The sequence below is a fragment of the Allobosea sp. TND4EK4 genome, assembly GCF_900156025.1.
Lineage (GTDB): Bacteria > Pseudomonadota > Alphaproteobacteria > Rhizobiales > Beijerinckiaceae > Allobosea.
In genome coordinates this window covers 915,617-929,887 of the sequence record NZ_FTMO01000001.1, presented here as the reverse complement: position 1 = coordinate 929,887, position 14,271 = coordinate 915,617, and the positions used below count along the sequence as shown (strand labels likewise).

15 protein-coding genes are annotated in these 14,271 nt (G+C 67.8%); 9 read left to right on the top strand and 6 right to left on the bottom strand.

Translation table 11 applies throughout. The features are described from left to right. Positions 1 to 99 precede the first annotated feature (99 nt). Positions 100 to 1,503, top strand: a complete 1,404-nt coding sequence (locus BW981_RS04455) for an aminotransferase-like domain-containing protein (protein ID WP_076436497.1) — start codon at positions 100 to 102, stop codon at positions 1,501 to 1,503. An 86-nt stretch (positions 1,504 to 1,589) separates the two neighbouring features. Here BW981_RS04455 and BW981_RS04450 read toward each other — a convergent pair whose 3' ends face one another. The 3 genes from BW981_RS04450 to BW981_RS04440 form a co-directional block, all read right to left on the bottom strand. Next, complete coding sequence (locus BW981_RS04450; RefSeq protein ID WP_076436495.1) at positions 1,590 to 1,796, bottom strand: hypothetical protein; 207 nt, start codon at positions 1,794 to 1,796, stop codon at positions 1,590 to 1,592. 250 nt (positions 1,797 to 2,046) lie between these two features. Continuing rightward, a complete protein-coding gene (locus BW981_RS04445) occupies positions 2,047 to 2,340 on the bottom strand; it encodes a hypothetical protein (protein ID WP_076436493.1) in 294 nt (97 codons plus the stop codon). A 65-nt stretch (positions 2,341 to 2,405) separates the two neighbouring features. Then, positions 2,406 to 3,521 (bottom strand): DNA topoisomerase IB, encoded by a 1,116-nt coding sequence (locus BW981_RS04440; RefSeq protein WP_076436491.1) that lies wholly within the window; start codon positions 3,519 to 3,521, stop codon positions 2,406 to 2,408. A gap of 165 nt (positions 3,522 to 3,686) precedes the next feature. Here BW981_RS04440 and BW981_RS04435 point away from each other — a divergent pair, with 165 nt between their 5' ends. Continuing rightward, entirely contained in the window at positions 3,687 to 4,646 is a 960-nt protein-coding gene (locus BW981_RS04435) for a succinylglutamate desuccinylase/aspartoacylase family protein (RefSeq protein ID WP_083712138.1), read from the top strand. 21 nt (positions 4,647 to 4,667) lie between these two features. On the opposite strand, the gene BW981_RS04430 is transcribed toward BW981_RS04435, so the two are convergent. Next, positions 4,668 to 5,006, bottom strand: coding sequence for a hypothetical protein (locus BW981_RS04430; protein ID WP_175624045.1), 339 nt, complete (start codon positions 5,004 to 5,006; stop codon positions 4,668 to 4,670). A gap of 239 nt (positions 5,007 to 5,245) precedes the next feature. On the opposite strand from BW981_RS04430, the gene BW981_RS04425 reads away from it, so the two are divergent. From BW981_RS04425 to BW981_RS04415, 3 genes are all read left to right on the top strand, one after another. Next, complete coding sequence (locus BW981_RS04425) at positions 5,246 to 6,424, top strand: acyl-CoA dehydrogenase family protein (protein ID WP_076436853.1); 1,179 nt, start codon at positions 5,246 to 5,248, stop codon at positions 6,422 to 6,424. 151 nt (positions 6,425 to 6,575) lie between these two features. Then, complete coding sequence (locus tag BW981_RS04420; protein WP_076436490.1) at positions 6,576 to 7,178, top strand: TetR/AcrR family transcriptional regulator; 603 nt, start codon at positions 6,576 to 6,578, stop codon at positions 7,176 to 7,178. A 111-nt stretch (positions 7,179 to 7,289) separates the two neighbouring features. After that, the gene (locus BW981_RS04415) at positions 7,290 to 8,336 is read left to right on the top strand and encodes a histone deacetylase family protein (RefSeq protein ID WP_076436488.1); all 1,047 of its coding nucleotides are present in this window, start codon (positions 7,290 to 7,292) and stop codon (positions 8,334 to 8,336) included. Between the two features lie 9 nt (positions 8,337 to 8,345). Here BW981_RS04415 and BW981_RS04410 read toward each other — a convergent pair whose 3' ends face one another. After that, the gene (locus BW981_RS04410; RefSeq protein ID WP_076436487.1) at positions 8,346 to 9,092 is read right to left on the bottom strand and encodes an acetoacetate decarboxylase; all 747 of its coding nucleotides are present in this window, start codon (positions 9,090 to 9,092) and stop codon (positions 8,346 to 8,348) included. A 163-nt stretch (positions 9,093 to 9,255) separates the two neighbouring features. After that, positions 9,256 to 10,812: an acetolactate synthase large subunit gene (locus BW981_RS04405; RefSeq protein ID WP_076436485.1), complete on the bottom strand. Its 1,557-nt coding sequence runs from the start codon at positions 10,810 to 10,812 to the stop codon at positions 9,256 to 9,258. 248 nt (positions 10,813 to 11,060) lie between these two features. Here BW981_RS04405 and BW981_RS04400 point away from each other — a divergent pair, with 248 nt between their 5' ends. Genes BW981_RS04400 through BW981_RS04385 form a run of 4 tightly spaced genes read left to right on the top strand, consistent with a single transcriptional unit; the run spans position 11,061 to position 14,119 of the window. Continuing rightward, positions 11,061 to 12,017, top strand: a complete 957-nt coding sequence (locus BW981_RS04400; RefSeq protein WP_083712183.1) for an ABC transporter substrate-binding protein — start codon at positions 11,061 to 11,063, stop codon at positions 12,015 to 12,017. After that, positions 12,014 to 12,535: a mismatch-specific DNA-glycosylase gene (locus tag BW981_RS04395; protein WP_076436483.1), complete on the top strand. Its 522-nt coding sequence runs from the start codon at positions 12,014 to 12,016 to the stop codon at positions 12,533 to 12,535. The genes BW981_RS04400 and BW981_RS04395 overlap by 4 nt, the downstream gene beginning before the upstream one ends. Beyond that, entirely contained in the window at positions 12,535 to 13,308 is a 774-nt protein-coding gene (locus tag BW981_RS04390) for an ABC transporter permease (RefSeq protein ID WP_076436481.1), read from the top strand. Before BW981_RS04395 ends, BW981_RS04390 begins: the two co-directional genes overlap by 1 nt. A 31-nt stretch (positions 13,309 to 13,339) precedes the next feature. Then, positions 13,340 to 14,119, top strand: coding sequence for an ABC transporter ATP-binding protein (locus BW981_RS04385; RefSeq protein WP_076436479.1), 780 nt, complete (start codon positions 13,340 to 13,342; stop codon positions 14,117 to 14,119). Positions 14,120 to 14,271 lie beyond the last annotated feature (152 nt).

Sequence of the window (14,271 nt, the reverse complement as noted above, 5' to 3'; positions counted from 1 at the left end):
TGCCCCTTTTTGCGTTGGACGGCGAGAATGCGCTAGGTACACTTCAGTACGGTGATGCCAAACTGTATGGTAACACAGCGCCATACGGTGGAGAGTGGCATGGCGAGGGCGCAGGGTGGGCGGACCGAGACGGCGATGGCTGCGATACGGGCTCGCGCCGCCGGGCGCGGGCTGCCGGGTGGAGAGCGCCTGCCCTCGATCCGCCGCCTGGCCGCGACGCTCGAGCTCTCGCCTTCGACGGTGGCCGAAGCCTATGAGCGGCTCGTCGCGGAAGGGTTCGTGCGGGCGAGGCCCGGGGCCGGCTACTATCTCGCCGCGCGCAGTCCCCAACCCCTGATTCTCGCTCAGGCGGGCAGCCCGCGCGAGCAGGCCGTCGATCCGTTCTGGGTGTCGCGCCAGTCCCTCGATGCGGCGGAAGAGACGCTGAAGCCGGGCTGCGGCTGGCTGCCGGCGGAATGGATGCCGGGCGAAAAGCTGCGCCGCGGCCTGCGCAGGCTGGCCAAGGCCGACGATGCGGTGCTGGTCGATTACGGCAATACGCGCGGCTCGCTTGCACTGCGGGCGCTGCTCCTGGCCCGCTTCGCGGAGGAGGGGCTCGCGGTCGCGCCGGAGCAGTTGACCCTCACCGGCTCGGGAACGCAGGCGGTCGATCTAGTCTGCCGGCTGCTGCTGCGTCCAGGCGAGACCGTCCTCATCGACGATCCCTGCTACTTCAATTTCCAGGCCCTGTTGCGGGCGCACCGTCTGCGGGTCGTCAGCGCCCCCTACACGCCGACAGGTCCCGATCTTGCCGCCTTCGCGGCCGTGGTCGAGGCCGAGCGGCCGCGGCTCTATCTGACCAATTCGGCGCTGCATAACCCCACCGGCGCGACGCTGTCGCCGCAGGCCGCACACCGCGTGCTCGGCATCGCGGCGGCCCATGAGATGATGATCGTCGAGGATGAGATCTTTGCCGATTTCGAGCCGGAGCCCTCCGCGCGGATGGCAACACTGGACGGTCTGGATCGCGTCATCCGCATCGGCAGTTTCTCCAAGACGCTCTCCGCCTCGGTGCGCTGCGGCTATGTCGCGGCCCGAGCCGACCTCGTCGAGCAACTCGTCGATCTCCAGATTGCGACCAGCTTCGGCGGCCCCGGTCCGCTCGCGGCCCGTCTCGTCGAGGACCTGCTGGCGGGCGGCGGCTACCGCAGGCATCTCCATGAGGTGAGGAGGCGGCTGGTCCAGGCCCGGCATGACGTCGCCGGCCGGCTCGAGGCGCTCGGCATCCGGCCCTGGCTGATGCCGCGGGGCGGCTTCTATCTGTGGTGCCGCCTCCCGGACGGCGTCGATTCGGCCGAATTGTCGCGCCTCGCTTTGGCGGAGGGCGTCGTGCTCGCGCCGGGGAACGTCTTCAGCGCGGCGCAGAATGCGGCGGGCTTCATGCGCTTCAACGTCGCGCAGATGCGGGAGCGCCGGATCGACGACGTGCTGGACCGCATGATGCGGCGGTCCCTGGCAGCCTGATGAAGAAAGGCCCGGCCTCCATGGGGAGTGCCGGGCCTTTGCATGGCCACCGCCGCATGCTGCGGGTGACCGCTTCCTGCTGCTGCTCACAGCGACTGCACGACCTCGCGGTTCAGCGCGGCGAAGCGCGCCGCCTCCTGCCGGAACAGCATCCAGGCCGGCTGCGGGCCTTCGAAGTCCGGGGCCTGCATCGAGATTCTGAACGCGCCGACCTTCTCGGCCGGCTTGTCCGGATCGAGCCGGGCCGCCCGGCACATCGCCCTGGCGATCCGCTTGATTCTGTCTTCGTCCATATCCCACTCCATCACGATGGTTTGGCGCCGGGGGAACGCCGAAGCAGCGGAGCGGGTTCCGGACAACTCGATAAATAATTTACAAAACGATTTCAGTATGTTGGGAGATCGATGCCGATCTTGCCGGCTCTTTTGGAAGTCAAGTGGAATCGAGGCCGGATGTGCGAATGCGGACCGCCGGGTCCGCATTCGCATCGTCAGGGCGCCGGCCGCGGCATGCCGGTTCAGGGCCACCGCGCAACCAAATCTGTCAGACTCTCGGTGGCAGCGAGGCCCGGTCGAAGACGGGAATGCTGTCGCGGGGAGCCGCAGGATCCGCGCCGGTCGGAACGTCCTCGGCTGCCTGCCGGATGGCTTCCTCGCTTTCGGTCAGCCCGTCTTCGGTGTCGTTGGCGTCGCTGCCGGCGTCGTGGACATTCGTCCGGTCGCTGACGCGCTGGACATCCGATGGGCCGGCCCCGATGCCGGCTTCAAACGGAGTCAGCGCCTCGGCTTCGTCGGCCGGCGGGAGGGCGGCATCGCGCTTCTGCTCAGGGCGGTCCATGGGGTTGGTCTCCTCTGTCGGATCTGCTGAAGGACCAAGTGCCCGCGACGGCCATTGTTCCGCGATCATGCCGAGAGCAGCGCCAGCGCCCGCTCGATGCGGGAGCAGCGCCCGCTCGCCCGCACCCGCGCATAGCTGCGCTGCAGCCGGCCGGTGGCATAGGCGTCGACGACGATTGCATGGACATAGCTCTTGCGGACCACGGCCGGCGTATTCGCCAGCCGCTCCGAAATCTGCCGCATGATGTCGGCGAGCTGGCGCTTGCGCCCCGTCTCGCTGACGGCCTCCTCGGCGGCGAGCAGCAGCTCGGCCGCGGCGGCGTTGGCGGCGAGCATGCGCAGATCCTTGCTGCTGATCGGCAGCCCGCTGACCCGCTTCAGATAGTCGTTGATCTCGCCGGCATGGATCGGCGCGATGCTGCCATCCTCGCGGCGATATTGCAGCAGCCGGCGGCCGGGCAGGGTGGCGATACGCTTGACCGCGCGCGCCAGCGCGGCGTCGCTGAGCGAGCAGGCGATCTCCTTGCTGCTCTTGCCGCGGAAGTGGAGCGACACTTGCGCACCCGAAAGGGTGACATGCCGCTTCAGCAGGGTCGAGGCGCCGTGGCTGCCATTTGCCTTGGCGTAGGTCTCGTTGCCGACGCGGATATGGCAGCGGTCGATGATGGCGGCGGCGCAGGCGAGGGCCTTGTTCTTGTCCAAGGTTCGGCTGCGCAGATCGATGGCGATCTGGGCCCTCAGCTTCGGCAGGGCGGCGATGAGCTGCGCCAGTCGCTTGAGCTTGCGCCGTTCGCGCACCTTCTCCCAATCGGGGTGGTAGCGATGCTGGATGCGCCCGGCGTCGTCGCGGCCGATGGCCTGGAGATGCGACAGGGGATCGGCGGAAATCCGCACGTCCCGATAGGCCGGCGGAATGGCGAGGGAGCGAATCCGCGCGAGGGTCTCCTCGTCGGCCACCTTTTCCCCTTCGGCGTCGCGATAGCTGAAGGACTGCCCATGGCGCAGGCGGGTGATGGTCAGGTCCTCCGGGCGCGCCCTTCGCAGTCGTTTGGTGGCTGTGCGTTTTTCCGTTGCCGGTGCTGCCGCCCGCCTTCGCCGCGTGGTGCCGGGGCCGAGGGCGCGGACCAGCTTTTCGGCGGCGCGGTCGATGGACGGGGATGGGCTGGGAGGGGAAGCGCTCATGGCGGCGGCTCGCAGGATTGGCTGGCGGACCAATGCGCCGCCGACGGCGTTGGTTCCACCAAGAACCGTCTGGTCATTGCCGCACTGCGCCAGGCCGCCTTGCCGGACCGGGGATGCCGGGACATCCTCGCCTTATTGCCGACTCGCACTGACCGAAGAAGACCGATGCAGATTTCAGACCCGATCGATCCCCCGCTCGAAACCATCCGCTTCCACGGCCTGAAGGCGGGGCCGAAGCTCCTCGTGCTGGGCGCGGTCCACGGCAACGAGACCTGCGGGCCGAACGCGATCGCCAGGGTGATCGAGGATTGCCGCGCGGGGCGCGTTTCGATCCAGCGCGGGGAGGTCACTTTCCTGCCCGTCGCCAATCCGAAGGCCTATCGGCAGGATACGCGCGAGGGCGACCGCAACCTCAACCGCGACCTGCGGGAAAGGCCGCAGCCGGCCGACAATGAGGACCGCATCGGCAACCGGCTCTCCGCCATCCTGCGCGAGCACGACATGCTGCTCGACGTCCATTCCTTCAGCGGGGAGGGCGTGCCCTTCGTCTTCTTCGGCCCGGAGGACAACCGCGGTACGCTGGAGCCCTTCCGCCACGCGCAGGCCGAGATGGCCTTCGCCGGCTGCCTCGGCGTCGATCTGATGATCCATGGCTGGCTCGACATCTATGTCCGGCTGATCGCGGCGCGCGAGCGGCTGAACCTGCCGCGGCTTGCCGTGACCGAGGGCTTCGGCACGACGGAGTTCATGCGCTTCGCCGGTGGCTATGGCGTGACGCTGGAATGCGGGCGGCACGACGATCCGGCCTCGGTCGATATCGGCTATGCCGCGATCCGCAATGTGCTGGCCCATCTCGGCCTGACCGACGAGCCGGCGCCTGCGCCCGCGCCTCGAACGGTCGTGCATATGGACGATCTGGTGATCTGCGAGGCGGAGGGCGATCGTCTGGAAGGCACCACCTGGCGGACCGGCGACCGAGTTGCCAAGGGCACGCCGGTTGCGCGCCGTGCCGATGGCTCGATGGTGGCGATGCCGCGTGACGGCTTCATCATCTTCCCGAATCCGAAGGCAAAGCCCGGCGAGGGCATCTGCTACCTCGGGAGCGAAAGCGCCCGCCGCCTTTGAGGCGGCAGGCGCCCTGTCGCATTACTGGACGATGCCGCGCTTCTCGCCGAAGCCGGGGATGTCGCAACGGCAAGGGGCGCCGCGCGGGATCGGCGGAGTCGGGCAGGAGCCGCGGCTGGTGACGCACATCCCTCCGCCCCGGGGCCCACGGGGCGGGCCATAGCGATAATCGTCCGGCGGAGGCGGACGCCGGTAACCGTCGTCGTAACGCGGCGGCCGGCGATAGCCGTCATCATAGCGCGGCGGCGGCGGCCGGTCGTATTCGTAGCGCGGCCGATACGGATCGTAATACTGCGCGCCGGCCGGAATCGCCGAAAGGAGCGTCGCTCCCGCCAGCACCGCCAGGGTGATCGTCTTCAATGACATGATGTCCTTCCTGTCGTCCGCCCGGCTGCCCGAGCCAAACCCGTCGTCATGGTGGCAGGTCCATGGTGAACAAAAGCTGAGGAACGCTCCGGTCAAAAAGGAGCCCTGATCCTTGCGCGCGACCCGCGCGCTGTGCCGCTTCCCGATGCGGGTCTTGATCTCGCCCACCCACTTACCTACCGTCCGGTAGGTGGCTCGCCATGCGGGCCTTGGTCGCGCAGGAGGAAGCCATCATGTCGGCCGTCGAAAAGCTTGCGGGCGAAGGCGCCCGGCGCTCGCCCTATTTCACCGAGGAGCACGAGGCGCTGCGCGACCAGGTCCGCCGCTTCGTCGAGACCGAGATCAAGCCGCATGCGCTGCAGTGGGAGGAGGATGGCTTCGTTCCCCGCGCCGTGCTGCGCCGCATGGGCGAGCTCGGCTTCTTCGGCATCCGCTACCCGGCGGAGTATGGCGGCTCGGAGATGGACACGCTGGCGACCGTGATCCTGGCGGAGGAGCTCGGCCGCTCGACCTTCTCCGGCGTCGCGATCACCGCGCTGGTCCACACCGACATGGCCTCGGTCCATATCGCCCATGCCGGCTCGAAGGCGCAGAAGGATGCCTACATGCCGGCGATCATCGCCGGCGAGAAGATCGTCGCGGTTGCCGTCACCGAGCCCGACGCCGGCTCGGACGTGAAGGGCATCCGCACCACCGCGCGGCGCGAGGGCGACCACTATGTGCTGAACGGCGCCAAGATGTTCATCACCAACGGCGTCCATGCCGATCTCTACTGCGTCGCGGCGAAGACCGATCCCGGAGCCAGGCCCTCGCAGTCCGTCTCGATCTTCCTGGTGGAAAAAGGCACGCCCGGCTTCACCGTCTCCCGCGCGCTCGACAAGCATGGCTGGCGCTCGTCGGACACCGCCGAACTCTCCTTCGCCGATTGCCGCGTGCCGGCCGAAAACCTGCTCGGGCAGGAGGGGCGCGGCTTCTACGCGATCATGAGCAACTTCCAGAACGAGCGCACGGTGATCGGCGCCATGGCCATGGGCGAGGCGCAGGCCGCGATCGACCTGACGCTGGACTATGTGAAGACGCGGAAGGCCTTCGGCGCCCCGCTCTGGGAGAAACAGGCCATCCGCCAGCGCCTCGCCGAGCTCGCCGGAAAGGTCGAGGCCGGCCGCCAGCTCGTTTATCACGCCGCCTGGCTTGACGCGCAGGGCTTCGATGCCACCCGCGAGGTCTCGATGGTGAAGGCCTATTGCGGCGAGCTGGTCAACGAGGTGATGTATGACTGCCTGCAGTTCCATGGCGGCATGGGCTACATGCGCGAGAGCGCAATCGAGCGCATGACACGCGACGCCCGCGTGCAGTCCATCGGCGGCGGCGCCACCGAGGTCATGCTGGAAGAGGTGGCGAAGCGGCTGTGACCGGCCCTCTCGTCCTCCTCCAGAAACGCGCCGTCATCCCGGCCGCAGCGAAGCGGAGACACGCAATCCAGGCCGGAGCGTTTCCGACAAGGGTTCAGGCACGGATCCCGGATCGGCGCGGCCCTTGGCCGCTTGTCCGGGATGACGCGCGATGAATGTTTCCGAACGGGGATCGCGTGACACCGAGACCGGCTCCCGCCGGCTGATCCTCGACCATGCCGCGCGCCTTCTCCGCAATGGCGGCTATCACCGGACGACCTTGCGCGAGATCGCGGAGGCGGTCGGAATCCGCAAGGCCAGCCTCTATTATCACTTCGCCTCGAAGGAGGAGATCGTCGAGGCGGTGGTCAACGATGGCGTGCGTTTCGTGCACGAAGGCGTCCTCGCCGCGCTTGCCGAAACGGCAGGCGCTTCCCCGCCTGCGCGGCTGGAGGCGGCGGTCCGCGGGCATCTCTCCGCGCTCCACGGCCATGGCGACTACACTTCGGCGAGCATCAAGGTCTTTGATTTCGGCGCTGCGCCCGCGCCGGAAAGCGTGCGCGCCATGCGCCGCTCCTATGAGGATGTGTGGCGCAGGCTGGTGGCCGAACTGCAGCAGCAGGGAGGCCTGCCCCCTCAGCGCGCGCCGGACGTGCTGCTGAATTTCCTGCTCGGCGCCCTGAACGGCTCCGTCGACTGGTATCGGCCGGAACGCCACGACATCGATGCCCTGGCGAGGGAATTCGTCGCTCTGCTCTCGCCCGCGCCTCGCTGACCGAAGGCAAACGCAAGGGCGGGCCGCGTCCGGCTACTGGCGATCATGGGACGTATCGCTACGATGGCGCGATGCCGCCGCTGCGGCTCAGCCCGAAAGGACGTTCCGCCGATGCGCGCCTTCTACCACCCCGACCAGGCCCTCCACGATCCCAAGCAATATCTGCGCTTCGGCGCCGTGGTTGCGCCGAAGGACCTGCCGGAACGGACCGCGCGCCTGCTCTCGGCTCTCGCAAAGCACGGCGTGACCCCCGAGCGCCCGGCCGCACACGGCACCGGCCCCGTGCTCGCGATCCACGATGCCGGCTTCGTGCGCTTCCTCGAGACGGCCTGGGCGAAATGGCAGGAGCTTCCTGCAGAGCGCGGCCCTGAGGTCTGGCCCAGCACCTTTCCCTATTGGAGCGGCCGTCCGGACGAGGATGTGCGCCCGCCTTGCCGCCCGACGGGCTTCATCGGCCAGCTCGGCTGGCATCTTGGCGACATGTCGGTGCCGATCGGCGAGCATTGCTGGCATTCGACGCTGCTCTCGGCCGAGACGGCGGTGACGGCGGCGGATGCGATCCTGGCTGGCGAGCGCGCCGTCTATTCGCTGTGCCGGCCCTCCGGCCATCACGCCCGCGCCGACCGCGCCAGCGGCTTCTGTTATCTGAATAACACCGCCATCGCGGCCCAGCGCCTGCGCTCTACGTTCAACAAGGTCGCGATCCTTGATGTGGACGCCCATCACGGCGACGGCACGCAGCAGATCTTCTACCGCCGCGACGACGTGCTGACGGTCTCGGTCCACGCCGACCCGACGAACTACTATCCCTTCTATACCGGCTATGAGGACGAGCGCGGCAACGGCCCGGGCGAGGGCTTCAACCTCAACCTGCCGCTCGCCCACGGAGCCGGCGGCGCCGAGATGCAGGCCGCGATCGACCGCGCCGGCAAGGCGATCCGCGATTTCGGAGCGGAGGTCCTGGTCGTCGCGCTCGGCTATGACGCCCACAAGGACGACCCGATCGGTGTGCTCAAGCTCGATGCGGCCGATTTCGGCGCGATAGGGCGGCAGGTGAAGGGTCTCGGCCTGCCGACGCTGGTGGTACAGGAAGGCGGCTACGCCATCGAGGCGATCGGCGACTGCCTGGATGCGTTCCTCGGTGGGTTCGCGGAGTAGGGGGCGGCGTCACTCCGCCAGGTAGTCGTGCAGCACCCGGCCGAAGGGCAGGGTGAAGTCGACGACCTGGTGGCGGGCGCTCACGATCCGGCGCACCGGGAAATCGGCGACGCGGCAGTTGACGTGCGGGATCAGGTGCAGCCTGGCCTCGCCTTCCCATGCGCCATGAACGGTAATGTCGGTCAGGTTATAGCCGACCAGCTCCGCCACCTTTGGCGAGCCGTCGACATCCGGCAGAAGCTTGAGATTGACGTTCAGCCCGCCGATTCCATCACGCACCTTGTCGAGCTGGTCCTCCAGGCTGCGGTGCTTGTATGTCATCGTGCCCATCGCCACGCGCTCGCCGTCATAGTGCAGCGTTCCGGTCAGCGTGTCCTTCATGACCTTGAGCCGTGGCACGCCGTATTTTTTCGGGAAGCCCCAGATCTCGCGCCCGCCGGTGATGGGCGGCTCGTCGTCGAGATACATCTGGACGGAGAAGTTGCAGGGCTCGCCCTGGTAGGTTGCGCGGATGCCGGTGCCGCTTTCCTCGTAATCGCCGAAACCGGAGGAATCCGGCATTTTCATCCACTCGTAGAAGACGAGGTTGCCGGGCGCCGGTTCCAGCGGCTCGGGCAGGGCCGCCCGGATCACCTCGGGGTCGGTCTCATAGGTGATGATCAGATATTCCCGCTTGATGAAGCGGTTCGGCGGATGCGGATAGCTCGGGCTGAAGACGGGCATGGACGGCGCCTTCAGGATCTCGTCCCGGTTCATGCTTTCCGCTCCTTCTCGAAATCAGCCGCGACTCTGGCAGGGTCCTTGCGACAGATTGATGGTGACGAGGTGCAACGGGAAGAGTTTCCTCGACGTTCGCGCCGATGTCGCCCTCCACCTGAGGCCGGGTCCCCGGGTGAAGGGCCTTTTGTCGAACGGGCTTTCAGATCACCGCCTCGATCAGGAACGGCCCCTTCCGGGCGAGGGCCGCCCTGAACAGGTCGGCGAACTCCTCCGCCGTCGTGGCCCGCGCTGCCTCGACGCCCATGCCGCGCGCCATCTGCACCCAGTCCAGCGCCGGCTCGTCGAGGTTGAGCATCAGTGTGGCGTTGCGGCCGAAATCGTTGACGCCGACCGCGCGCATCTCGCCATGCAGGATCTGGTAGGTCCGGTTGGCGAAGATGACGGTGACGATGTCGAGCTTCTCGCGCGCCTGCGTCCAGAGCCCCTGCACCGTGTACATGCCGGAGCCGTCGGCCTGCATTGCGACGACCTTGCGGTCGGGGCAGGCGACCGCCGCGCCGATGGCGAGCGGAATGCCCTCGCCGATCGCCCCGCCGGTGAGCTGGATATAGTCGTGCTGCGGCGCGCTGTGGCAGTCGAAATAGAACATGCGCCCCGACGACACGGACTCGTCGGCGACGATGCAATTCTCGGGCAGCAGGGTCGAGACGATGGCGCAGGCCTTGTCGGCGTCGAGCGGACCGGTGGGGAGCCCGGGCATCTCGCCGCGGGGCGGAGCGATATAAACCGGCGCCGTCTTCTTTGCGCCGATCTCGTCGGCCAGCGCGTCGATCGCGGCCGGCAGGTCGTCGCCGGGCCTGGCCAGCGCCGTGACCTCGCAGCCCTCATGCACGAGCCGCCCCGGCTTGCCGGGATAGGCAAAGAACCCGACCGGAACCTGCGCCCCGACGAGCACGAGATAATCGACGTCCTTGAGCTGCTCGAGCGCCTTGTCGATCGGATAATACACCTTCGGGATCGCGACGCGCCCGACGCCGCGCTGGATGCGCCCGTTCGACATCTGGGCGAAGATCTGCGCCCCGGTCGCAGCGCAGACACGCGCCGCCATCTCCATCGGCTTCTCGCGCAGCGCCAACCCGGTCAGCATGATCGCCGCGCGCTTGCCATGCTTGCGCAGGCCGGCCGCGACCTCGCGCAGCGTCGCTCCATCGACGCTCTTCAGCGCCGGCAGCGTCGCGGGCTTGAGCGTGGCCGGCTCGATGCTGTTCCAGGCGCAGTCGGCCGGCAGGATCACGGTGGTGACGCCGGGCAAGGTCAGCGAGGCGACATAGGCCTCCTCGATCGCCGGGCCGACATCCTCCGCCGAATCGATCCGGCGCACGAAATGCGACATCGGCCGTGCCAGGCTTTCGATGTCGCTGGTCAGCGGCGCGTCGTGCTGCAGGTGATAGGTCGCATGGTCGCCGACGACGTTGATCATCGGCGTCCAGGCACGGCGGGCGTTGTGCATGTTGGCCAGCGCGTTCGCCATGCCCGGCCCGCAATGCAGCAGCGTCGCAGCCGGCTTGTCGGCCATGCGGGCATAACCGTCGGCCGCGCCGGTCACCACGCCCTCGAACAGGCCGAGCACGCAGCGCATCTGTGGCTTGCGGTCGAGCGCGGCGACGAAGTGCATCTCGGACGTGCCGGGATTGGCGAAGCAGACATCGACACCGTTGATCAGCAGGGTGTCGCAAAGGCGGTCGGCGCCGTTCATTCCGGGAACCTCGATGACGCTGGAGAAGAGACGCGCTGCGCCTCGGGTTCCTGAAGGGAGGAAATTGCGGGCAATCTGTCAAACGAGAGAATGTCATGGCTGCCCCTCGTTCCCGTGATCGGCCCGCTTGACCGTTTTGCATATGCATTTAACCTGCCTTGGAACGAAGGTTGCATCGTCCGGGCAACGAGGCTGAAGTGCCTCTCGGTCAGGCGGATGACGCCAAGCAGGGGAAAGGTTCGACCATGATGGAGTTCAAGCGCGCCGGCGCGGCGGCGGCTTTCGGTCTGGCGGCGCTCTTCGCCGCGGGCGCTGCACAGGCGCAGACGAAGGTCGCGATCGGCATTTCGGGCTGGACCGGCTTCGCGCCGCTGACGCTCGCCAAGGAAGCGGGCATCTTCGCCAAGAACGGCCTCGACGTGACGATCAAGAAGATCCCGCAGAAGGACCGGCACCTCGCCATCGCCTCGGGCGACATCCAGTGCGCGGCCACCACCGTCGAGACCTGGCTGGTCTGGGACGCGGCAGGGATCAAGACCAGGCAGATCTTCCAGCTCGACAAGAGCTACGGCGCCGACGGCATGGCCGTGCGCAAGGACATCGCCTCGATCAAGGACCTGAAGGGCAAGACGGTCGCGGCCTCCGCGCCGGGCACCTCGCCCTATTTCGCGCTGGCCTGGTTCCTCAAGGAGAACGGCCTGTCCGTGAAGGACGTCAAGGTCGTCAACATGGAGCCCGGCCCCGCGGCGCAGGCCTTCATCGCCGGCCAGAACGACGCGGCCATGACCTATGAGCCCTATCTTTCCGCGGTGCGCGACAAGCCGGACGCCGGCAAGATCATTGCCACCACGCTCGACTATCCGATGGTCATGGACACCTTCGGCTGCACCCCGGCCTTCCTCGCCGACGACAAGGCGGCCGCAGCCCTGACCAAGAGCTATTTCGAGGCGATCGCCATGATCAAGGCCGACCAGGCCAAGGCCTATGGCATCATGGGCGCCGATGTGAAGCAGAGCGGCGAGGAGTTCGGCAAGTCGGCCGCCTTCCTGCGCTGGTCGGATGCGGAGGGGAACAAGGCCTTCTTCGCCGGCGACTGGCAGGCCTTCAACGCCAAGGCCGCGGATCTCCTTCTGGAGATGGGGCTGATCAAGGCGAAGCCCGATTTCGCGACGCTGGTCGACACGAAGTTCGTCGCGGGCAAGTGAGGCCGGCGCCGCTGCCGGACGCAGCCGTCCTTCCCGACGTGCTCGCGCCCGGCCTGTCGGTCGTCTTCTGCGGCACGCAGGCCGGGGCCGCCTCCGCCCGTCGCAGCGCGTACTATGCCGGGCCGGGCAACAAGTTCTGGTCCGTGCTGCACGCGATCGGGCTGACTCCGAGGCGGCTCGCGCCGGCGGAGTTTCGCGAGGTGCTGCGCTACGGCATCGGCCTCACCGATGTCGCCAAGCACAGCTCCGGCCCCGACTCGGCGCTCCGCCTCGCAAATGTCGATGCGGCCGGGCTGCACGCGCGCATCGCCGCGCACCGGCCCCGTGTCCTCGCCTTCAACGGCAAGCGTGCGGCGCAGGCGATCCTGGGCTTCGGGCCGCTTGACTATGGCCCGCAATCCCGTCCGGTGGCCGAGGCCGCGGTCTTCGTCCTGCCCTCGACCTCGGGCGCTGCCGCCGGCTTCTGGTCGCCCGAACCATGGAAAGAGATGGCTGCGGCCGTCGGTGGATGCCCTTGATGAGACCTCTGCAACCCGTCTCTGCCCCGGCCCGCATCGGCTACGGCCTCGCCTTCTTCGCATTGTTCGTCGCGCTCTGGGCCGTCGCGACCTTCGGCGGCTATGTCCAGCGCCTCTTCCTGGCCGACCCGCTGACCATGGTCGGCGAAGGCTGGAAGCTGATGACGCAATACGGCTTCGGCTTCGATATCCTGATGACGATCTGGCGCGTGTTCGGCGGCTTCGTCCTCGCGGCGCTGGTGGCGCTGCCGCTCGGCATAGCGATGGGCGCCTACAAGCCGGTCGAGGCGTTTCTTGAGCCCTTCGTCTCCTTCGCGCGCTATCTGCCCGCCTCGGCCTTCATTCCGCTGCTGATCCTCTGGGCCGGCATCGGCGAGACGCAGAAGCTGCTCGTCATCTTCATCGGTTCGGTCTTCCAGCTCATCCTGATGATCGCGGTGGCGGTCGGCGGAGTCCGGCGCGACCTCGTCGACGCAGCCTACACGCTCGGCGCCAGCGACCGAGCGGTGGTGCGCCGCGTGCTGCTGCCGAACGCCGCCCCGCAGATCGCCGAGATCTTCCGCCTCGTGCTCGGCTGGGCCTGGACCTATGTCATCGTCGCGGAGCTGATCGGCTCCTCCTCCGGCATCGGCCACATGATCACCGACAGCCAGGCGCTGCTGAACACCGGCCAGATCATCTTCGGCATCATCGTCATCGGGCTGATCGGCCTGATCTCCGACTTCCTCTTCAAGGCGGTCAACCAGCGCCTGTTCCCGTGGGCAAGGCTATGAACGGGTCAAGGGCTATGAACGGGGCGCGCCTGTGAGCAAGCTGTTGATCGAGAGCGTCGGAAAGCTTTTCCCGGCCCAGCGCGGCGGCGAGCCGACGCGCGCCCTGATGCCGACCTCGCTGACGGTCGGCGACAACGACTTCATCTCCATCCTTGGCCCGTCCGGCTGCGGCAAGTCGACCTTGCTGCGGATCGTCGGCGGGCTGGAGACGGCGAGCGAGGGGCGCATCCTGCTCGACGGCGCGCCGGTTGTCGGACCCGGCGCCGATCGCGGCTTCGTCTTCCAGAGCTACACGCTCTTCCCCTGGCTGACGGTGCAGCAGAACATCGCCTTCGGCCTGCGCGAGAAGGGGGTGCCGGAGGCGCAGCGGATGCCGATCGCGCGTGACTGGGCTGCCCGCGTCGGGCTTTCCGGCTTCGTCGACCATTTCCCCAAGCAGCTTTCCGGCGGCATGCAGCAGCGCACCGCGATCGCCCGCGCGCTCGCCAACGACCCCAAGATCCTGCTGCTCGACGAGCCCTTCGGTGCGCTCGACAACCAGACCCGCGCCCTGATGCAGGAGATGCTCCTCGGGATCTGGGAGCGCGAGCGCAAGACCGTGCTCTTCGTGACCCACGACATCGAGGAGGCGATCTTCGTCGGCTCTCGCGTGGTGGTGATGAGCGCGCGCCCCGGCCGCATCAAGGCCGACATCCCCGTCGACCTCCCCCATCCGCGGCCCTACACCATCAAGACGACGCCGGAATTCGTCGCGCTGAAGGAGCGTCTGGTCGAGGAGATTCGCGCCGAGGTCCTCGCCGCCGATCACTGAGGTCGTATCGACCGCAGGTTGAGCGGGTCATGCGGAATTGGTCGGCATTGCCCACGTGGTCTGCGCCGTCATGCCGCAGGCGAAGGGCGGGATTGCGCGAAACCGCCGTTACGGCCGGGCTTTTGCTCGCCATCTTTGGCAGGCCAAGGGGG

What these genes read in the sequence shown, in the direction of transcription:
- BW981_RS04390 (WP_076436481.1), top strand. Translation starts at nt 12,535, where the DNA reads ATGAGACCTCTGCAACCCGTCTCTGCCCCGGCCCGCATCGGCTACGGC.
- BW981_RS04425 (WP_076436853.1), top strand. Translation starts at nt 5,246, where the DNA reads ATGTCGGCCGTCGAAAAGCTTGCGGGCGAAGGCGCCCGGCGCTCGCCC.
- BW981_RS04440 (WP_076436491.1), bottom strand. Translation starts at nt 3,521, where the DNA reads ATGAGCGCTTCCCCTCCCAGCCCATCCCCGTCCATCGACCGCGCCGCC.
- BW981_RS04415 (WP_076436488.1), top strand. Translation starts at nt 7,290, where the DNA reads ATGCGCGCCTTCTACCACCCCGACCAGGCCCTCCACGATCCCAAGCAA.
- BW981_RS04435 (WP_083712138.1), top strand. Translation starts at nt 3,687, where the DNA reads ATGCAGATTTCAGACCCGATCGATCCCCCGCTCGAAACCATCCGCTTC.
- BW981_RS04450 (WP_076436495.1), bottom strand. Translation starts at nt 1,796, where the DNA reads ATGGACGAAGACAGAATCAAGCGGATCGCCAGGGCGATGTGCCGGGCG.
- BW981_RS04405 (WP_076436485.1), bottom strand. Translation starts at nt 10,812, where the DNA reads ATGAACGGCGCCGACCGCCTTTGCGACACCCTGCTGATCAACGGTGTC.
- BW981_RS04445 (WP_076436493.1), bottom strand. Translation starts at nt 2,340, where the DNA reads ATGGACCGCCCTGAGCAGAAGCGCGATGCCGCCCTCCCGCCGGCCGAC.
- BW981_RS04410 (WP_076436487.1), bottom strand. Translation starts at nt 9,092, where the DNA reads ATGAACCGGGACGAGATCCTGAAGGCGCCGTCCATGCCCGTCTTCAGC.
- BW981_RS04420 (WP_076436490.1), top strand. Translation starts at nt 6,576, where the DNA reads ATGAATGTTTCCGAACGGGGATCGCGTGACACCGAGACCGGCTCCCGC.
- BW981_RS04455 (WP_076436497.1), top strand. Translation starts at nt 100, where the DNA reads ATGGCGAGGGCGCAGGGTGGGCGGACCGAGACGGCGATGGCTGCGATA.
- BW981_RS04400 (WP_083712183.1), top strand. Translation starts at nt 11,061, where the DNA reads ATGGAGTTCAAGCGCGCCGGCGCGGCGGCGGCTTTCGGTCTGGCGGCG.